Here is a 19,999-nt window from a genome sequence, read left to right as displayed (position 1 = left end):
GGAAACCACCATGACCGACTCGCCTGTGTTCCCCCTGCTTGCCGAAGAAACCCTGCCCGGTGGCGGCCATCGTTCATTCGTGCTCAAGCGCGGGCAACTGCTGCGCCTGACCGACCTGCACGGTGGCGCCAACGTCAGCCTGACGATGCTCAACGCCCATGAAAAATCCGAACGCCTGAACCTGCCCGACAGCCTCAAGTGCCAGCACACCGCCAAGCTGACCCGCGGCCACTGCCTGTACTCGGACATGGGCCGGGTGCTGGCTGCCATCACCGCCGACACCTGCGGCTGGAGCGACAGTTTCGGTGGTGTGCTCTGTGCCGAGGAAGTCACCGAGAAATATGGCCAGGGGCGCTTCCAGGAACTGCGCAACGGTTTCTACCGCAACGGCGTCGACAACCTGTTGGTGGAACTGGGCAAGTGGGGCCTGGGCTTGTCCGACCTGTTGATGACCCTGAACCTGTTCAGCCGGGTGGATGTGGATGCCGATGGCCAGTTCCATTTTGTCGAAGGCCATTCCAGGGCCGGTGACTACATCGAGCTGTATGCGCCCATGGACACCCTGGTAGTGCTCACCGCCCTGCAGCACCCGATGGACCCCAACCCCGAATACGCCCCCAAGCCGCTCAAGCTGACCTGGATGCACGCCGATGCCAGCGTCGCCGAGTACTGCCGTACCTCGCGCCCGGAGAACGAGCGCGGCTTCATCAATACCGACCGCCTGTTCGCCTGAGGAGCGCCATCATGACCATGACTCACTCAAAACACCCGGAAGCTGCCGTGTACCGCGCGACCATCCCGGCCGGCGAACCCTGGCTGACCGAGGTCAAGTCCGGCCAGACCCTGCGTATCCTCGACGTCGAGGGTAACCAGGCCATCGACACCCTGTTCTACAGCGTGGCCAACCCCAGGGAGCGCTACGACGTACAACGCACCCTGCGCCGGCAGAACAGTGTCTATCTGAGCACCGGCAGCGTGCTTTATTCCAATCTCGGCAAGCCCATGCTGACCATCGTCGCCGACACCTGCGGGCGCCATGACACCCTGGGCGGTGCCTGCGCCCAGGAGAGCAACACGGTGCGTTACGCACTGGAGAAGCGCTACATGCACAGTTGCCGCGACAACTACCTGCGCGCCTGCTGTCATGACGGCCGACTGGGAAAGCACGACATTGGCCCGAACATCAATTTCTTCATGAACGTGCCAGTGACCGCCGAGGGCGGCCTTACCTTCGCCGATGGCATCTCTGCCCCTGGCAAATACGTCGACCTGCGCGCCGAGATGGACGTGATCGTGCTGATCTCCAACTGCCCGCAACTGAACAACCCGTGCAACGCCTACAACCCCACCCCGGCGGAGCTGCTGATATGGGACTGACCCTCGCACGCTGGCGCCTCTGGCTCTTTGCCCTGTGCCAGGCCCGCTCCGGGCAATGCCTGCATTCCAAGCACTGATGCGCGCCGGGGACGACCCCGGTGGCCACCTCACAAACTGCGGGACGGCCCGCATCCCAGACGAGGCCAGGCAACTGCCGCCTCCGGGAGTTCTGCCATGTTCGACACACTGCTGATTGCCAATCGCGGCGCCATTGCCTGCCGCATCCAGCGTACCCTGCGCGCGCTGAAGGTCCAGGGCGTTGCCGTCTACAGCGAAGCCGACGCCGCCAGCCGGCACATCCTCGAAGCCGACCAGGCCCATAGTCTCGGTGAAGGCGCAGCCGCCAACACCTACCTGGCCGTGGACAAGATCCTCGCCGTCGCCAGGGCCAGCGGTGCCCAGGCCATCCATCCCGGTTACGGCTTTCTCTCGGAGAACGCCGCGTTTGCCCAGGACTGCGAAAACGCCGGCATCGCCTTTGTCGGGCCTACCCCTGAGCAACTGCGTCTGTTCGGCCTCAAGCACACCGCCCGCGCCCTGGCCAAACAGCACGGCGTGCCCTTGCTCGAAGGCACCGAACTGCTGGAAAACCTCGACATCGCCCTGGCCATGGCCGAGCAGATCGGCTATCCGGTCATGCTCAAAAGTACGGCCGGCGGGGGTGGTATCGGCATGCGCGTGTGCCGCGATGCGATAGAGCTGAGCGAGTCGTTCGAGGCCGTCAAACGGCTTGGGCTGAACAACTTCAGCGATGCCGGGGTATTCATCGAGAAGTACATTCAGCGTGCCCGTCACCTGGAAGTCCAGGTGTTCGGCGATGGCCAAGGTGAAGTGCTGGCTTTGGGCGTACGCGACTGCTCGGTACAGCGGCGCAATCAGAAAGTCCTCGAAGAAACCCCGGCACCGAACCTGCCTGACGGCATGGCCGAAGCCCTGTGCGCGGCTGCGATCAAACTGGCCAAAGCGGTCAACTACCGCAGCGCCGGGACCGTGGAATTCGTCTTCGACAGCGATGCCCAGCGCTTCTACTTCCTGGAAGTGAATACCCGGCTGCAGGTCGAGCATGGCGTCACCGAGCAAGTCTGGGGCGTCGATCTGGTGCAGTGGATGGTCCAGCTGGCGGCCGGTGATCTGCCACCGCTGGCTACACTTGCCCAGACGTTGAAGCCCAGCGGCCACGCCATTCAGGCGCGCCTGTACGCCGAAGACCCAGGCAAGGACTTCCAGCCCAGCCCGGGGCTGCTCACCGCCGTCAGCTTCCCGCCTGCCGACGGCAAGCACCTGCGCATCGACACCTGGGTCGAAGCCGGCTGCGAGATCCCGCCCTACTTCGACCCGATGATCGCCAAAGTGATCTGCTGGGCGCCGGACCGCGATCAGGCGCGCCATGACTTGCATCAGGCACTGTCCGACTGCCAGTTGTACGGTGTAGAAACCAACCGCGATTACCTGCGGCAAATCCTGCTCGACGCCCCCTTCGCCAGCGGCCAGCCCTGGACCCGCTGCCTAGAGGGCTTGAGCTATCACGCCAATACCTTCGAAGTACTCAGCGGCGGCACCCAGACCAGCGTTCAGGACTTCCCCGGCCGGGTCGGTTACTGGGCTGTGGGCGTTCCGCCTTCGGGACCAATGGACAGTCGCGCCCTGCGCCTGGGCAATCGCCTGCTCGGCAATCCTGAAGGCAGCGCCGCGCTGGAAATCACCATGAGCGGTCCGGTGCTGCGCTTCAACTGTGATGCCGTGGTGGCCGTCACCGGTGCACCGATCCCGTTGAGCCTCGACGGCCAACCGCAGGCCATGAACACCGCGCTGTTCGTACCGGCAGGCGCAACCCTGAGCCTGGGCACCCTTATGGGAGCCGGTGCGCGCAGCTACCTGTGCCTGCGCGGCGGCATCGACGTCCCGGATTACCTGGGCAGCAAAAGCACCTTCACCCTGGGCCAGTTCGGTGGCCATGGCGGCCGTGCCTTGCGTGCCGGCGACGTGTTGCACTTGAACCCGTTGCGCGACGCCAGCGCCGGCGCACAACTGCCGAGCGAACAGGTCGTCGACTTGCCAGCGGTGCGCCGCATCCGCGTGATCTATGGCCCCCATGGCGCACCGGAGTATTTCACCCCGGCCTACATCGACACCTTCTTCGCCACCCAGTGGGAAGTGCACTTCAACTCCAGCCGCACCGGCGTGCGCCTGATCGGCCCCAAACCCGAGTGGGTTCGCACCGACGGCGGTGAAGCCGGTCTGCACCCGTCCAACATCCACGACAACCCTTACGCCATCGGCGCCGTGGACTTCACCGGCGACATGCCGGTCATCCTCGGCCCGGACGGCCCGAGCCTGGGGGGGTTCGTCTGTCCGGTTACGGTGATCGAGGCGGATCTGTGGCAGCTGGGGCAGCTCAAGGCTGGGGACAAGGTGCAGTTCAGTCCTGTGGACCTGAAAACGGCACGTAAATTGGTCGTAGGCACCTGGTCCCCATGTGGGAACGATCATCCTGGGAAAAACGGGGACACCTGTGGGAGCGGGCTTGCCCGCGATGAGGCCCTCACTGACACCGCGTCGCCCTCATCGCTGGCAAGCCAGCTCCCACAGAAAAGCAGCCCCGCGCAGCCCCCTAATATCCAATCCCCCATCGTCCTGGACATCGGCCAAAACGACACCCGCCTCGTCGCCCGCCTTTCCGGCGACACCCACCTGCTCCTGGAAATCGGCGCCGCCGAGCTGGACCTGGTACTGCGCTTTCGCGGCCATGCCCTCATGCAAGCCCTGGAAGCCAAAGCCCTGCCCGGCGTCATCGACCTCACCCCCGGCATCCGCTCGTTGCAGGTGCACTACCAGCCCGAGCAGCTGCCGCTGTCCGACTTGCTCGGCATCGTCGCCGGCGAATGGGATGTGGTCTGCGCCACCAGTGACCTGCACGTGCCCTCGCGCATTGTCCACCTGCCGCTGTCCTGGGATGACCCCGCGTGCCAGCTGGCCATCGAGAAATATATGACCACTGTGCGCAAGGACGCCCCCTGGTGTCCGAGCAACCTGGAATTCATCCGCCGCATCAACGACCTGCCCAATCTCGACGAAGTGCAGCGCACCGTGTTCGAAGCCAGTTACCTGGTGATGGGCCTGGGCGATGTCTACCTCGGCGCGCCGGTGGCCACGCCGCTGGACCCACGCCATCGCCTGGTGACCACCAAGTACAACCCGGCGCGCACCTGGACCGCCGAAAACTCGGTGGGCATTGGTGGCGCCTACATGTGCGTGTACGGCATGGAGGGCCCGGGCGGCTATCAGTTCGTCGGCCGCACTCTGCAGATGTGGAACCGCTACCGCGAAGTCGCCGCCTTCGAGGGCAAACCCTGGTTGCTACGCTTCTTCGACCAGATCCGTTTCTACCCGGTCAGCGCCGATGAACTGCTGCGCATCCGTCGTGACTTCCCCCTGGGGCGTTTCGACCTGAACATCGAACACAGCCAGCTCAACCTCGCCGACTACCAGGCATTTCTCGACAAGGAGGCGTCGGGCATCGCGGCGTTCCGCAAGCAACAGCAAGCGGCCTTCAACGCCGAGCGCGAACGATGGATTGCCAGTGGCCAGGCGCATTTCGACAGTGAAGAAATGCTTGCCGAACCGGCCGAAGACGCCCCGCTCGGCCAAGGCCAACAGAGCGTAGACAGCCCGATTGCCGGCAACCTCTGGCAGGTCCAGGTCGAGGCCGGTCAGGTCGTGGCCGCCGGCGATGTGCTGGTGATCCTGGAGTCGATGAAGATGGAAATCCCGGTGCTGGCGTCGACCGCCGGCGTGGTTCGCGACATCCGTGTGCAGCCGGGCTCGGCAGTGCGCGCCGGCCAGCGCGTCGTCGTTCTCGAAGCCCAGTGAGCCAATGAATTCAAGGAGTATGACCCCATGACCCAAGACCTGCGCCTCGACGCCCTGCGTGCCGCCTACAGCAGCGGCCAACTCACCCCACGCGCACTGATCCGCAGCCTGCGTGACAAGGCTGCCGCACTGAACCCGGATTATCATCTGTTCATCCGTCTGCTCAGCGACGCGGAACTGGAACCCTACCTGAGCGCGCTGGACGGGCGTAATGTCGCCGCCTTGCCACTGTACGGCGTGCCGTTTGCGATCAAGGACAACATCGACCTGGCCGGCATCGAAACCACGGCCGCCTGCCCGGCGTTCGCCTATACCCCGCAACGTTCGGCGACCATTGTCGAACAGCTGCTGGCACTGGGCGCCATTCCACTGGGCAAGACCAACCTCGACCAGTTCGCCACCGGCCTCAATGGCAGCCGCTCGCCCTATGGCGCCTGTCGCAACAGCGTACTGCCCGAGTACCCGTCGGGCGGCTCCAGCGCCGGCTCCTCGCTTGCGGTGGCCCTGGGCGTGGCCAGCTTTGCACTGGGCACCGACACGGCCGGCTCCGGGCGCGTCCCTGCGGCACTGAACAACCTGGTCGGGCTCAAGGCCAGCAAAGGCCTGATCTCCACGGCAGGCGTGGTGCCGGCCTGCCGCACACTGGATTGCGTCACCTTCTTCAGCGCCAGCGCCCGTGAAGCCAGCCACTTGCTTGCCCTGACCGCCAGGCTCGACCCGCGCGACGAATACAGCCGCGCCAACCCGCTGTGGAACGACGCCTCGGCCTTCGGCACACCACGACCGTTCCGTTTCGGCGTGCCGCGCAGCGAAGACTTGCAATTCTTCGGCTGCACAGAAGGACCGAAATTGTTCGTCGCCGCTATCGAGCAATTGCAAGCGCTGGGTGGCGAAGCCGTCCCCCTCGATCTCTCGCCATTCCTCGAGGCCGCACGCCTGCTGTATGAAGGACCCTGGGTCGCCGAGCGCTACAGCGTCGCCGGCGAGTTGATGCAACAAAATCCCGAGGCGGTACTGCCTGTGATCCGCGCCGTACTGGCCAAGGCGCCCCAGGTCGATGGCGTGCAAACCTTCCGCGCCCAATACCGCCTGCAAGCCCTCAAGGCCCAGTGCGACCGTCTGCTCGAAGGCCTGGACTGCGTACTGACCCCGACGATCGGCCGACCGGTGACACTGGCCGAGCTGGAAGCGGAACCTGTGCAGCGCAATGCCGAACTGGGCTACTACACCAACTTCATGAACCTGCTGGACTACGCCGCCGTGGCCGTGCCCAGCGGCTTCATGGCCAACGGCCTGCCGTGGGGCGTGACCCTGTTCGGCCGCGCCTTCACCGATCAATACCTGCTAAGCCTGGCCGATGCCCTGCAAGCGCTGCCGCAACTCACGCCTCCGGTCACGCCGGCACGCAATGACATGGCCAGGCTGGTCGTCTGTGGTGCGCACCTGGACGGTCTGGCCCTGAACTGGCAGCTCAAGCAACGCGGCGCGCGTCTGCTGGAGGTCACCCGCAGCTCAGCGGACTACAAACTCTATGCCCTGGCCGGCGGGCCACCGATGCGCCCCGGCATGTTGCGGGTGGATCAAGGCGGCGTGGCAGTCGAAGTGGAAGTCTGGGAACTGCCGAGCCGCGAACTGGGCTCGTTCCTGACCGGCATCCCGGCGCCGCTTGGCCTGGGCAAGGTGCAGTTGGCTGATGGGCGTTGGGAGTGCGGGTTTGTTTGTGAGCCTTATGGATTGCAGGGGGCGACTGATATCAGTCATTTGGGTGGCTGGAGGGCGTGGTTGGCGGTGTCCTGATTAGAGACCGCGTCGCCTGCATCGCGGGCAAGCCCGCTCCCACAGAAGTTAGAGGAACCTCGTTCCCACGCTCCGCGTGGGAATGCCATGCCAGACGCTCCAGCGTCGAGGCCTCCAAGGTGCTTTGCCGGCCGTCACAGGATGCATTCCCACGCAGAGCGTGGGAACGAGTAGGGAGTCCCCGACCAAATTCCCTTATAAAAGATGCAGTTATTTTCCCACAGCGACATTAGAATGATGGCCACCAGGAATCTGCCAACGGAATCGCCATGCCGCTTCGTTTCGCGCTGTTCTCGCAACGTTCACTCGTATTGACGTTGCTGTTGCTGCTTGGCGGCGGCTTCCTCGCTACATCCCTGCTCAGCTACCACACCTCGCGCGACTCGATCCGCGACAGCATCATCAACACCGAACTGCCACTGACCTCCGACACCGTCTACTCGGAAATCCAGAAAGACCTGGTCCGGCCGATCCTGATTTCCTCGATGATGTCACGCGACACCTTCATGCGCGACTGGGTCGTGGCGGGTGAGCGTGACCCCGACCAGATGACCCGCTATCTGCGCGAAGTCATGGACCACTACGGTGCCTACACTGCATTCTTCGTCTCCGACGTCAGCCTGACCTATTACCACGCCAAGGGCGTGCTCAAGCACGTCAAACCCCAGGAGCCCCGCGACACCTGGTACTTTCGCGTGCGCGACATGGCCGAGCCCTACGAGATCAATGTCGATCTGGACATGGCCAACCAGGACAGGATGACCGTTTTCATCAACTACAAGGTCTTCGATTACCAGGACAAATTCATCGGTGCGGCCGGGGTCGGTCTGACCGTCGATGCGGTGATCAAACTGATCGACACCTACCAGCAGCGCTATCAGCGCAGTGTCTACTTCGTCGACACCAACGGCAAAATCGTCCTCACCGGCGCCGAGGGCGGGCCTGATGGCGCGCGCGCCGGTCAGTCGATGAACGAACTGCCAAACATGAAAGAACTGCTCACACAGCTGCCCAGGCCCGCCAGTGGCAGCTACGAATATGCCACCCAGGGTCAGGGCCACTTTCTCAATGTGCGCTTCATTCCCGAGCTGAACTGGTACCTGTTCGTCGACAAACGCGAAAAAGGCGCAATGGACGGCATCCGCAAGTCGCTGTACCAGAACCTGCTGATCTGCACGCTGGTGACGCTGGTGGTACTGTGGTTGCTCAATGGCGTGATCCGCCGCTTCCAATTGCGCCTCGAAGCACTGGCGACCCTCGACAGCCTCACCGGCCTGCCCAACCGCCGCGGCTTTGATCTGCTCGCCGCCCAGGCACTGGGCGAAGCCCAGCGCGAACCTAAGCCGCTGATGGCGCTGATGCTCGACCTGGACCACTTCAAGCAACTCAACGATACCCACGGCCACCTGGCCGGCGATGAAGTGCTGCGCGGCTTTTCGCGGCTGCTGGAAAACTGCCTGCGTCACTCCGACATCATTTGCCGATGGGGCGGCGAAGAATTCATTGTGTTGCTCAAGGACACCGACAGTCATAATGCCCGGATGATCGCCGAGAAAATCCGCTTGCAGACCGAGCACGAAATATTTACCTATGCCGACCAGGCCATCCACTTGACCACCAGCGTCGGCCTGACCGCACTGAAGCCCGGCGACACCTTGCACGCCCTGATCGCCCGCGCCGACCAGGCGCTGTATCGAGCCAAACAGAGTGGACGCAATTGCGTCTGCAGTGAATTGCCAAGGTCTCAATATGCCTGACAGCACTATTTGCCCTGCCTGCGGTGCCCGTAACAGCTGCACCCTGGCCGACCCACGCACCGTAGACCAGCCCTGTTGGTGCTTCGAGGTCAGTATCGCCCCCGGGGTACTCGAAGCCTTGCCCGCCGAGTTGCGCGACAAGGCCTGCCTGTGCCCGCGCTGCGCGCAGGTCGAGGCGCCATTGCAGGCGGCTGTCAAAGACGCCCCGATCCCGTAAGCTAGTTGCCCTTTTTCCTGTCAGCCCAAGTCCATGCGCGTCGACCGCTTTCTCAGCAACCTGCCCCGCTTCAACCGCAAGCAAGTACGCATGCTGCTGGTGGAGCGGCGTGTGCGGGTCGACGGTCAGGCGGTCAGCGATCCACACTTCGAGGTCCGCGAGTTCAGCCGTGTGGAGTGCGACGATGAAGTCCTGCAGGAGGGGCGCCCGGCGCGCTACTTCATGTTGCACAAGCCCATGGGCTGCGTCAGCGCCACGGTCGATCCGCAGCACCCGACCGTGCTCGACCTGATCGATGAGCCGGACAAGCATGACCTGCACATCGCCGGCCGCCTGGACTTCAACACCTCGGGCCTGATGCTGATCACCAACGATGGCCAATGGTCACGGCGCCTGACCCAGCCACAAACCAAACTGCCGAAGATCTACTACGTCGAGACCGAGCAGGACATCGAACCCGAGTACGTCGAGAAATTCAGCGAAGGTTTTTATTTTGCCTTCGAAGACCTGACCACCCTGCCCGCTGAATTGACCCTGCTGAGCTCGCGAAGCGCTCGCCTGAGCATCGTCGAGGGACGCTACCACCAGGTCAAAAGAATGTTCGGTTTCTTTAATAACAAGGTCTTGCGTCTGCATCGCGAAAGTATGGGGCCACTGCGTCTGGATCATGACCTGGCGCCAGGACACTATCGCCCCCTCAGCCCGGACGAGATCCTGCAAATCTGAGCGCCTGCCGCCCGGCAGAAAGATGTGCCCTTATGCAAAAAAGACACTTGCGCCTTGGGCCTGACCCTGCTTGAATCAAATCGCGGGTCCGGATGTGACCTGCGAGTCACCAATGCATTCTAAGAAACCTTTTGTCGGCCATCGGCGCCTTGAAGCACCGAGTCCGGCAGATCGCCCGCCTATAACAAAACTCGTCGACCAGACTCCAGCGGATCGACAAGGGCCCCTCTCTCAGGCGTATGCCTACCTGTCATAAACAACGTGCAAGCTTGGTTGCGCGAATACCCGCTTTCGCCAGGAGTCTATGACATGAGGCCAGAAATCGCTGTGCTTGATATACAAGGTCAGTACCGGGTTTACACGGAGTTCTATCGCGCAGATGCCGCAGAAAAAACCATCATTCTGGTTAACGGCTCAATGGCCACTACGGCATCCTTCGCACAGACAGTGCGTAATCTTCATCCGCAATTCAACGTGGTGGCCTACGACCAGCCCTATGCTGGCAAGTCCCGGCCGCACAACACCAACGAGCGACTGCTGACCAAGGAAGAAGAAGGCCAGATCCTGGTGGAACTGATCGACCACTTCGCCGCCGAGCAGGTGATGTCGTTTTCCTGGGGCGGAGCCTGCACCCTGCTCGCCCTGGCGCACAAGCCACGGCGCCTGGAAAAGGCCGTGATCAGCTCGTTCTCGCCGGTGATCAACGAACCGATGCGCGACTACCTCGAGCGCGGCGTGCACTACCTGAGTCGCTATGACGGCTATCAGGTCGGCAACCTGGTCAACAACACCATCGGCAAGCACTTGCCTTCGTTGTTCAAGCGCTTCAACTTCCGCCATGTGAGCAGCCTGGCCGACCACGAATACGCGCAGATGAACTTCCACATCAACCAGGTGCTGGCCCACGAACTGGGCAATGCCCTGCATGGCGCGAAGGTGGTCGACATCCCGGTGCTGTTCATGAACGGCGAATGGGACGAGTACACCTCCGTCGAGGATGCCCAGCTCTTCGGCAAATATGTGCGCAACAGCCACTTCGCAACCATCCAGAGCGCCGGCCACTTCCTCGACATGGAACACAAGTCCGCATGCCGCGACAGCCGTAACGTACTGATGGATTTCCTCAAGCCAGCAGCCAAGGAAAGCCGCATTCGTTACCAACACATCCAGGGCAACCATGCACTGGCTATCTGACGAAAATGGTTGCCTGTAGCACAGCACCCTGCATCGACGCCTGACCGGCACAAGGAAGATGCAGCACTGGCGCTACCGGCAACCCGCATCATCATTGCCTGGTCGCAAAGAAACGCTTCAAATCGGGCCTGACATCTGGTACAAAGTCAGCCGTTGCACGCGGGTGTCGTATAATGGCATTACTCCAGCTTCCCAAGCTGATAACGAGGGTTCGATTCCCTTCACCCGCTCCAGCTTCCCCTCCTCTCTCGACGCGATAAAGAACGAATGGCCTGATGGCCTTTTTTTTCGTCTGGAGAAAATCCCCGCCCTCATCCATCCACGAGAAAAAGCTGCTGGCTCGTCGACCCTCACTGAAATCAACACCAGATGTGTATTGTGTGTATTTCTCCATTACCACTACACTAACGGTGTGTACCATACACACCACACGGATGCGGTGGTGGTACGATGCGAAGTCGAGAAGTCATTGAGTTGATCGAAGCGGATGGCTGGTTTGAAGTGGCAGTGAAAGGTAGTCATCACCATTTCAAACACCCAACCAAACCGGGCCGGGTGACAGTTCCTCATCCTAAATCAGAAATCCCGAAAGGGACGCTGCACAACATACTGAAGACCGCAGGACTCAAATGAGACCGGCAATGAAGCCTGATAGCACCGGGTTCAGGCTTGGGAGACAGCCATGAAATTTCCAGTCGTACTGCACAAAGACACCGATTCTGATTACGGAGTGACCGTGCCAGACGTGCCAGGCTGCTTTACAGCCGGTACCACCGTTTCTGAAGCACTGGAAAACGCGCAAGAAGCGCTAGCCTTGCATTTTGAGGGATTGGTGGCCGACGGAGAGGATCTGCCTCAGCCGAAGGAAGTTGATGTGCACATCGAAAATCCAGACTATGCGGGTGGCGTATGGGCAGTGGTTGACTTCGACGTGACGCCTTACCTGGGAAAGTCTGTACGGTTCAATGCCTCTCTACCTGAGCACCTCCTGCATCGTATCGATGAGCGGGTGCAAAAGGATCACCGCTATGCGTCACGTTCGGGATTTCTGGCAACCGCTGCACTGCGTGAGTTAAGCGCCTGAGCCTGATAGCAGAAACAAAAAGAGCGCCAAGCGGCGCCCTTCCTCATTCCCACGCTCCGCGTGGGAATGCCTTTCGCGACGCTCTGCGTCGTACTCGAGCGGGTCGACGCTGGAGCGTCTGACACTGAATTCCCACGCAGAGCGTGGGAACTAGAATTACCCTTACCAACGCAACTCGAACGAATTTTTTCCTCGTTCCCACGCTCCGCGTGGGAATGCCGTTCGCGACGCTCTGCGTCGCACTCGAGTGGGTCGACGCTGGAGCGTCTAACACTGATTTCCCACGCAGAGCGTGGGAACTAGAATTACCCTACCAACGCAACTCGAACACATTTTTTGCGCCCAGCTGAATGCTGCTGCCCAAGCGTGCGCACTCGCGAGAAAGCGTGTCGTGCAGCCGTTTGCGGTCTTCCCCTTCGGCGCGGCAGAGGCGCAAGCGACGCAGACGAGTGGGTATCAGGTCCAGCGACTGCAGCTGCCCGCCCGGGTCCAGCGAGGCAAAGTACAGAAGCCCCAGGTCGCCGCGAAAGGCTGTGTAGCCCTGGATGCCTTCGTAATCGTTCAGCAGATCACCGCAGCCATAGAGAATCAGGTGTTCGCGGTACACCTCGATGCCCTTGATGTGGTGCGAGGAATGCCCATGCACCACGTCAACGCCGGCCTCGTCGATCAAGGCATGGGCGAACCGAACCTGCTCCCGCGGGACATCGAACCCCCAATTGCCGCCCCAGTGAATGGAGGCGACCACCAGATCCCCCTGTTTTTTACCCTCCAGCATCCGCTTGGCCACAGGACGCAGGCTTTGCATCGACAGATCCTCCAGCCGCGCGACGCCTGCCCGCTTGTCCGTGGCGGCCCATTCCGGCGGAATACCGCAGTCGGGTGCGCCGAGGCCGAACACCAGCAAGCGCCGCCCGCCAGGCTGCGGCAGGACGGCCGGCGCTTCGGCAGATTGCCGGTTGTGCCCGGCGCCGGCGCTGCACATACCGTTGTTCGACAGGGTTGCCAGCGTATCGGCCAGGCCGACTGCCCCCCAGTCCAGCACATGGTTGTTGGCCAGCATGCAGCAGTCGATGCCGGCTGCGCTGATGACCGGGAAGTTTTCCGGGCTCATGCGGTAATTGATGCCCTTTGGTTCCGGTCGTCCGCGGCGGGACACCGCGGTTTCCAGATTGATGATGCGTGCGTGTGGCTGGCGAAGTTCGAACTCATCCAGCGCAACGCCCCAGACATAGGTGAAATCGACCGGGCGGGGAATCGGGCCATTGAGTCTTTCTGCCTGCCGGACGTAGTCATCAGCATGCTTGACGTAAGCTTCGTACAGGCGCGGATCGCCAGGATGCGGCAGTATTGCGTCGACGCCGCGGGCGGTCATGACGTCGCCGGCGAGAAACAGCTTCAGCGTATCGGTAACAGCTGCCATGGCACCCTCCCGCGACAACGCTCATCACACCTCAACTATATCGCCAGGTAGCGTTCTCAATCAGCCCATTCACCCGGGGGCCGACCATCTTGACGCCCCCAACCCCGCATGCTACCGGGTGCTATACTTCCTTCGGATTGCATGAAGTGTGCAACCTTCCCCATGGACACAGAGACCGACAGCAAATTCCGGTTAACGGCTGCAGGACAGAGGAGGTCTACGACAAACACGCGATGGGAGGTGTGACATGAATCGACACTACTACATCAGTGATAATCTCGACGATCTTGAAGCCGTGGAAACTGAACTGGAAGCCAGCGGCATCAATTCCGAACAAATTCATGTGCTCAGTGAAAAAGTGGCTGATGTTGAGGAGCATCATCTGCACGAAGTCAATTCGTTGATGAAGCAGGATGTCGTGCACTCTGGCGAGATTGGTGCGCTGATCGGTGTGCCACTCGCGGCTCTGGTCCTTGGCGGCGCCTGGTGGCTGGGTTGGACCGAAACCGCCGTAGGCTGGATGCCGTTTATTTTCCTCGCCATAGTTATATTTGGCTTCAGCATCTGGGAAGGCGGCTTTTTTGGAATACAGGTGCCCAACGCGCACTTTCGCAATTTCAAACAGATGGTTGAAGAGGGCAAACATGTCTTCTTCGTGGATGTTGATCCGAAGCAGGAACCGGTTTTGGATCAGGTCATCGGACATCATCCAGGACTGCAGATAGCAGGATCGGGAGCGGCGGCCCCGCACTGGACAGTTGCCTGGCTGCACAGATGGCATCAGTTCAAGCGAACGATATAAAGCCATTCATAGTGAGTTAGCCCCGGTGGCTCGAAGCCACCGGACGTTGCTTATCGGCCGAAGGAAACTACCCGACTGAGGAAAACATAGTCCGCCTCGGTGGCCATGAGTCCCACGAGCACCAGTAAACATAACGGTGGCACCAATATGGCATAGACCATGGCCAACCGCTCCCAGGCCATATGCATGAAGATGGAGACGATTAAACCTGCCTTCAACAACATGAGCGTAACAATCAGCGACCACCTCAGGTAGCCCTGGAAGTGAAAGTAGTCGACCAGATACGACAGCGTGCTGAGGACGAATAACAGCCCCCAGATTTTCAGGTACAAACTGATTGGATGTTGCTGACCCTGAGCATGCGCCATCATCAGTGCTCCTCTTCAGAACCTGTTGACGATAGACCTACCACAAATAGAAAAAAGCAAAAATAAACACCCACACCAGGTCCACGAAGTGCCAGTAAAGCCCGGCTATCTCGACGATCTGATAGTTTCCGGAGCGCTCATAATCTCCCCGCAATACTTTCAGCGCCACAATGCTGAGGTAGATGACGCCGATGGACACATGCAGTCCGTGGAAACCGGTAATCATGAAAAAACTGGCGCCGAATTGCGCCGCCCCCATGGGATTCCCCCAGGGACGTACCCCTTCTGCGATGAGCTTGCTCCATTCAAATGCCTGCATGCCCACAAAGGTCAAACCCAAGGCTGCGGTCGCCAGCATCAGGGCCGTGGTTTTCGCGCGATCACGGCGATAGGCGAAATTGACGGCCATGGCCATGGTGCCGCTGCTACTGATCAGCACAAAGGTCATGATGGCGATCAGAATAAGTGGGATTTCCTTGCCGCCGATCGTCAATGCGAACACTTCACTGGGATTCGGCCAGGCGGAGGTGGTGGCCATGCGTACCGACATGTAGCCGGTCAAAAAGCAGCTGAATATGAACGTATCGCTGAGCAGGAATATCCACATCATCGCCTTGCCCCAGGGGACCTGCTTGAAAGCGTCCTTATCCGAGGCCCAGTCGCTGGCGATGCCCTGCCATCCCGGTGCGGGCGGCAAGACGGGTGGATTGGATGAACTGGACTCGCCTGGATCTGGTGGGAGCGATGCCATGGCTTTTCACCTCAGGCCGCAGAATCTGGCGATGGCTTCATAGGTTTCCGGTGTGCTGGTCAGCAGGGCGAATAGCACGAACCAGAGACCCAGCAAGTAGTGCCAATAAATGGCACAGAGCTCAACACTGGCGCTGAGTTGCGACAACGGCACGCGACGCAGGAACTTAGCGACGGTTCTGCTCCAGGCTACCAACCCGCCCAGCAGGTGGAACCCATGCAGGCCGGTCAACAGGTAGAAGAAACTGTTGGCCGGATTGCTGGCGACAAAGTAGCCCCAGGCGACAAACTGCTGCCAGACCCAGAGTTGCCCCACCAGAAAGGCAATTGCGAATACCCCTCCCAATGCAAAGCCAATGACAGTGGCCTCCAGTCGAGCCTGTCGGGCGGCCATGCGCGACCATTGCAGGGCGATGCAACTCAAGACCAGAAAAGCCGAGTTCAGCCATAGCTGCCATAGATTGGCTAATGGCGCCATGGGCTCTGTCAGGGGTAGCCAGTCGGCCATTTGCGAGCGGGCGATAAAGGCGATCAGAAAAAGAAAGAATAACGAGCTCACCACCACCAGAAACAAGCGCAGGCCGATTCTTGCGGTCTGGTGTCTATCGGCGCCTTCGGCGGCATGAATACCCTCAGGGCCGCGACTCGAACTGCCACCGGGGTCAGCGCCATCGGCGTTTCTCAATAGCAGTCTGTTCATGTTTTAACGTCCGCCGTCCTGGTTCCGGCACTGAGTTGGCGCATCTGCTCCAGCTCCTCGGCGGAGACTGTTTGCGGAACGAAATCCTGTTCGATCCCCGGCACACTGTAGTCATAGGCCCAGCGATGCACGACCGGCAGCTTCGCGCCCCAGTTACCGTGTATCGGCGGCGTGTCCGGCGTTTGCCATTCCAGGCTGGCCGCCCCCCACGGATTGCTGCCTGCGGGTTTGCCCTTGAAGGTACTCCAGGCCAGGTTGAACAGAAAAAGCAGTTGGGAAACGCCGACGGTCAGGGCGACCACCGTGATAAAGGCATTCAACTCCTGCGCCGACTGCGGGATGAACGCGTAGTTTTCATACGCGTAGTAACGGCGTGGCATGCCCTGGAAACCCAGGTAGTGCATGGGGAAGAAGATGGCGTAGGTGCCCAGGAAGGTAATCCAGAAATGCAGCTTGCCCAGGGTGTCGTTCAACATGCGCCCGGTGACTTTCGGGAACCAGTGATAAATGCTGCCGAACACCACCAGTACCGGTGCGACGCCCATGACCATATGAAAATGGGCGACGACGAAATAGGTGTCCGAGAGCGGAATATCCACGATCACATTGCCGAGAAACAACCCGGTCAGGCCGCCAACCAGGAAGGTAACGATAAAGGCCAGGGCAAACAGCATCGGCACGGTCAGGTGGATGTCGCCTCGCCACAGGGTCAGCACCCAGTTGTAGACTTTCAGTGCGGTCGGTACCGCGATGATCAAGGTGGTGGTGGCGAATAAAAAGCCGAAGTACGGGTTCATGCCGCTGACATACATGTGGTGCGCCCAGACCACAAAACTGAGCACGCCAATCGCAATAATCGCCCACACCATCATTCGGTAGCCGAAGATATTTTTACGCGCATGGGTGCTGATCAAATCGGAGACCAGCCCGAACGCGGGAAGTGCAACGATATAGACTTCCGGGTGGCCGAAGAACCAGAACAGATGCTGGAATAATATGGGGCTGCCACCCTGGTGATCGAGCTGCTGTCCCAGCGAGATGATCGCCGGTATGAAGAAGCTGGTGCCCAGGACTTTGTCCAACAGCATCATGATCGCACTGACAAACAACGCCGGGAAAGCGAGCAAGGCCAATATCGAGGCCATGAAGATTCCCCATACGGAGAGCGGCATGCGAAACAATGTCATGCCGTGGGTGCGCGCCTGCAACACCGTGGTGACGTAGTTCAACCCGCCCATGGTGGCTGCAACGATAAAAATCGCCAGTGAGACGAGCATCAGTACGATGCCCCACTCGGTCCCCGGTGTCCCCTTGGTAATGGACTGTGGCGGATAGAGCGTCCAGCCCGCACCGGTGGGCCCGCCTGGAACAAAGAAACTGGAGAGCAACACCAGTACCGCAAGCAGGTAGAACCAGTAACTCAGCATGTTGACATAGGGGAAGACCATGTCGCGGGCGCCCACCATCAACGGAATCAGATAGTTGCCGAAGCCCCCCAGAAACAACGCCGTCAGCAGATAAATGACCATGATCATGCCGTGCATGGTCATCGCCTGGTAGTAAGTGCTGGCATCCATGAACGCCAGACTGCCGGGGAAGCCGATCTGCATGCGCATCAAGCCGGACAACACCAGCGCTACAAGACCCACGAAAATAGCCGTCAAGGAATATTGAATGGCAATGACCTTGTGGTCCTGACTCCAGATATATTTGGTCAGGAAACTTTTGGGTTCGTGCAGTACTTCTGTTTCGGCTTGCTCCGCATAGGCCATCACGTCATCCTCCTGCTGAAGTTTCGGTGTATTTCTGGCTCCTTTACGGCTGTTTTCCTGGCTCCGTCTTGCTCGCATCAGCAGCGGCATTCGCTGTGGATTTGATAAAAGCAATCAGTGCGTCCAACTCCTTGTCGCTCGGCGCAAAGGCCGGCATGACGGGTGCATAGCCCTTGACGATCCTGGCACCGGGATTAAGAACCGACTCTTTGATATAGCCCTCATCGACTTTGATTTCTGCTCCGTCGGCAAGGGTTTCTGTCTTGCCATACAGGCCCTGCCAGCTGGGGCCGACGCCCTTGCTGCCATCGACGCTGTGGCAGGCCAGGCAGCCGAGCGACTGGGCCAGTTGCTGTCCCTGCGCTGCCAGGTCGTCACCCGAGCCTGACTGGCCTTGCTGCTCAGCACCCAGGGATTTGATCAGGGCGACCAGAGCACCCAGCTCAGCTTCACTGAGAGTATAGGTCACCATGACCGGCGGGTAGCCCTGCACCAATCGTGCCTTCGGATCGAGGATCGACTCTTTCAGGTAAGCCTCATCGACCAGCACACTGGTGCCATCGGCAAGTTGCTCCATGCGGCCGTACAGCCCCTTCCATCCCGGGCCGAGACTGGCGCTACCATCCTGGCTATGGCAGGCACTGCAACCGTGTTGTTCGACCAACTGGCGGCCTTTTTCCAGCAGACTGTCCCGACTGGGCTTGGCAGCTGTGGTCAATGTCTGCGCAAAGGTCGGTTGGCTGTTCAGCCATTGATCGAAGGCGCCCTGCTCTTCCACGACCATGTGGCCGCGCATGTTGTAATGACCCACGCCACAAAATTCAGCGCACAGGACTTCATAGTTACCGGTTTTAGTCGGCGTAAACCAGAAGTGCGACACCATCCCTGGCACCATGTCCATCTTGCTGCGAATTTGCGGTACATAGAAATCGTGCAGCACATCTTTGGAACGCAGTAGAACTTTCACCGGCCGATCGAGCGGAAGGCGAACTTCATTGTTCTTTACAAGCACATCGTCCTGCCCGGCAGGATCCTTGGGATCGAGGCCGAAGGGATTGGTGGCATCAACATACTTGATATCCGATTTGCCCAGCTTCCCGTCCTGGCCGGGAAAACGATAGGCCCACTGCCATTGCTGGGCGACTACTTCGAGTTCATAAGCATTTTTCGGCACCCGGACGAAATCACTGTAAACAATCAGACCTGGCGCCAACATTGCGGCAATACCTACCGAGGTAACGATAATCAACCATAATTCCAGCTTTTTACTTTCTGGCTGGTAGTGGGCTCTGCTGCCCTCCTTGTGCCGATAACGGATCACGGCTACCGCCATGAATACCGTGATGGCGATGAAAAATATTCCGCTGATGATCAGGGTGATGAACAGGGTGGTGTCGATAGATCCCCAATTGGACGCCGCCGGGGTCGCATGCCAGGGCGCCAGGATATCGAACAGCACTGATGCAATAACGATTAGTATTAAAGCAATTGCTATTGCCATTTTTCATCGTCCTGTTTCTGTCACTCATTGGCTTGCAACAGCATCGCCACTAAACAGCATAGATTGAGAAGGCCAGGGCGCAGGTGCGGTCGAAGGTCGTCAAACAGGTTCCGGCTGCAAGCTATACTCAAACAATCCACAGCGGAGGCTTCGTCATGAGTGCTCTGACCATCGAAGGCTGGTGCAAACCCAGCGGCGCCGAAAAGTCCACCCCGATCGGGGAAGTCCGTTTCTATGTCGATGGCCCTCTGCATGAGCATCTTGAGGCAGCCGAGGAACGCCTGCAGGAGACCCAGGAACGTGAAGCCATGGTCGATGTCGACATGAATACTCTGGATTTGATCATTCCAGAGGGATACGGCCCCTTGTCCGACTGCCAAATGCGTGTCTATCTGCAGCACAGTCGCGGTCAGTTCCACCTGGTTGGGCATCGCGCGAGCGATGGCAGCTTGGTCTATACCAACGCGGTTTTGATTGATCAGTTGATTGATTAGCGAACCGTGATTCCCGGAGCTTCATTTCTTTAGACGGACCGCGTCGCCTGCATCGCGAGCAAGCTCGCTCCTACAGAGGGCGGGCTTTTGCACGCCCCCCGCCATCTATCGCCCTCCCAACCTGCCTGACATGGACACACAAGGGGTTGGCACGCACAACAATTCCC

General features: G+C 60.0%; 18 protein-coding genes and 1 tRNA gene. 13 read left to right on the top strand and 6 right to left on the bottom strand.

Annotated features, from left to right (window positions below; all coding sequences use genetic code 11):
• Positions 1-10: 10 nt before the first annotated feature.
• The 11 genes from F2S13_RS02065 (at position 11) to F2S13_RS02015 (ending at position 12,022) form a co-directional block, all read left to right on the top strand.
• Positions 11-733 carry an urea amidolyase associated protein UAAP1 gene (locus F2S13_RS02065; protein ID WP_166358559.1) on the top strand — a complete coding sequence of 241 codons (723 nt, stop codon included), beginning with the start codon at positions 11-13 and terminating at the stop codon, positions 731-733.
• 17 nt (positions 734-750) lie between these two features.
• Positions 751-1,377, top strand: coding sequence for an urea amidolyase associated protein UAAP2 (locus tag F2S13_RS02060; protein ID WP_425500209.1), 627 nt, complete (start codon positions 751-753; stop codon positions 1,375-1,377).
• Positions 1,378-1,551: 174 nt separating this feature from the next.
• Positions 1,552-5,247, top strand: a complete 3,696-nt coding sequence (uca, locus tag F2S13_RS02055; RefSeq protein ID WP_166358555.1) for an urea carboxylase — start codon at positions 1,552-1,554, stop codon at positions 5,245-5,247.
• A 27-nt stretch (positions 5,248-5,274) separates the two neighbouring features.
• Positions 5,275-7,044 carry an allophanate hydrolase gene (atzF, locus tag F2S13_RS02050; RefSeq protein ID WP_166358553.1) on the top strand — a complete coding sequence of 590 codons (1,770 nt, stop codon included), beginning with the start codon at positions 5,275-5,277 and terminating at the stop codon, positions 7,042-7,044.
• Between the two features lie 269 nt (positions 7,045-7,313).
• Positions 7,314-8,801, top strand: coding sequence for a sensor domain-containing diguanylate cyclase (locus tag F2S13_RS02045; RefSeq protein WP_166358551.1), 1,488 nt, complete (start codon positions 7,314-7,316; stop codon positions 8,799-8,801).
• The gene (locus tag F2S13_RS02040; RefSeq protein ID WP_166358549.1) at positions 8,794-9,018 is read left to right on the top strand and encodes a cysteine-rich CWC family protein; all 225 of its coding nucleotides are present in this window, start codon (positions 8,794-8,796) and stop codon (positions 9,016-9,018) included. The genes F2S13_RS02045 and F2S13_RS02040 overlap by 8 nt, the downstream gene beginning before the upstream one ends.
• A gap of 33 nt (positions 9,019-9,051) precedes the next feature.
• Positions 9,052-9,744, top strand: a complete 693-nt coding sequence (locus tag F2S13_RS02035; RefSeq protein ID WP_166358547.1) for a pseudouridine synthase — start codon at positions 9,052-9,054, stop codon at positions 9,742-9,744.
• A gap of 309 nt (positions 9,745-10,053) precedes the next feature.
• On the top strand, positions 10,054-10,938 hold the full coding sequence (locus F2S13_RS02030) for an alpha/beta fold hydrolase (RefSeq protein ID WP_166358545.1): 885 nt from the start codon (positions 10,054-10,056) through the stop codon (positions 10,936-10,938).
• A gap of 159 nt (positions 10,939-11,097) precedes the next feature.
• Positions 11,098-11,171 (top strand) — tRNA-Gly (locus F2S13_RS02025).
• A 217-nt stretch (positions 11,172-11,388) separates the two neighbouring features.
• Complete coding sequence (locus tag F2S13_RS02020; RefSeq protein ID WP_166358543.1) at positions 11,389-11,571, top strand: type II toxin-antitoxin system HicA family toxin; 183 nt, start codon at positions 11,389-11,391, stop codon at positions 11,569-11,571.
• A 49-nt stretch (positions 11,572-11,620) separates the two neighbouring features.
• A complete protein-coding gene (locus tag F2S13_RS02015) occupies positions 11,621-12,022 on the top strand; it encodes a type II toxin-antitoxin system HicB family antitoxin (RefSeq protein WP_166358541.1) in 402 nt (133 codons plus the stop codon).
• A gap of 310 nt (positions 12,023-12,332) precedes the next feature.
• On the opposite strand, the gene F2S13_RS02010 is transcribed toward F2S13_RS02015, so the two are convergent.
• Entirely contained in the window at positions 12,333-13,445 is a 1,113-nt protein-coding gene (locus F2S13_RS02010) for a CapA family protein (protein WP_166358539.1), read from the bottom strand.
• A 247-nt stretch (positions 13,446-13,692) separates the two neighbouring features.
• Between F2S13_RS02010 and F2S13_RS02005 the strand changes: the two genes are divergently transcribed.
• The gene (locus tag F2S13_RS02005) at positions 13,693-14,247 is read left to right on the top strand and encodes a magnesium transporter (protein ID WP_166358537.1); all 555 of its coding nucleotides are present in this window, start codon (positions 13,693-13,695) and stop codon (positions 14,245-14,247) included.
• A gap of 50 nt (positions 14,248-14,297) precedes the next feature.
• On the opposite strand, the gene F2S13_RS02000 is transcribed toward F2S13_RS02005, so the two are convergent.
• From F2S13_RS02000 to F2S13_RS01980, 5 genes are read right to left on the bottom strand one after another with little or no spacing between them, the layout of a single operon-like run.
• Positions 14,298-14,615: a cytochrome C oxidase subunit IV family protein gene (locus tag F2S13_RS02000; RefSeq protein ID WP_166359198.1), complete on the bottom strand. Its 318-nt coding sequence runs from the start codon at positions 14,613-14,615 to the stop codon at positions 14,298-14,300.
• Between the two features lie 37 nt (positions 14,616-14,652).
• Positions 14,653-15,366, bottom strand: coding sequence for a heme-copper oxidase subunit III family protein (locus F2S13_RS01995; protein WP_166358535.1), 714 nt, complete (start codon positions 15,364-15,366; stop codon positions 14,653-14,655).
• Between the two features lie 6 nt (positions 15,367-15,372).
• On the bottom strand, positions 15,373-16,065 hold the full coding sequence (locus F2S13_RS01990; protein ID WP_166358533.1) for a cytochrome c oxidase subunit 3: 693 nt from the start codon (positions 16,063-16,065) through the stop codon (positions 15,373-15,375).
• Positions 16,062-17,837 (bottom strand): cytochrome c oxidase subunit I, encoded by a 1,776-nt coding sequence (ctaD, locus tag F2S13_RS01985; RefSeq protein ID WP_166359197.1) that lies wholly within the window; start codon positions 17,835-17,837, stop codon positions 16,062-16,064. Before ctaD ends, F2S13_RS01990 begins: the two co-directional genes overlap by 4 nt.
• 43 nt (positions 17,838-17,880) lie before the next feature.
• Positions 17,881-19,338 (bottom strand): cytochrome c oxidase subunit II, encoded by a 1,458-nt coding sequence (locus tag F2S13_RS01980; protein WP_166358531.1) that lies wholly within the window; start codon positions 19,336-19,338, stop codon positions 17,881-17,883.
• A 155-nt stretch (positions 19,339-19,493) separates the two neighbouring features.
• On the opposite strand from F2S13_RS01980, the gene F2S13_RS01975 reads away from it, so the two are divergent.
• Positions 19,494-19,832: a hypothetical protein gene (locus F2S13_RS01975; protein ID WP_166358529.1), complete on the top strand. Its 339-nt coding sequence runs from the start codon at positions 19,494-19,496 to the stop codon at positions 19,830-19,832.
• Positions 19,833-19,999: the final 167 nt, after the last annotated feature.

The organism is Pseudomonas akapageensis, from assembly GCF_011355085.1.
In the GTDB taxonomy this organism is placed as follows: domain Bacteria; phylum Pseudomonadota; class Gammaproteobacteria; order Pseudomonadales; family Pseudomonadaceae; genus Aquipseudomonas; species Aquipseudomonas akapageensis.
This window is presented reverse-complemented; position numbering and strand designations above follow the sequence as displayed.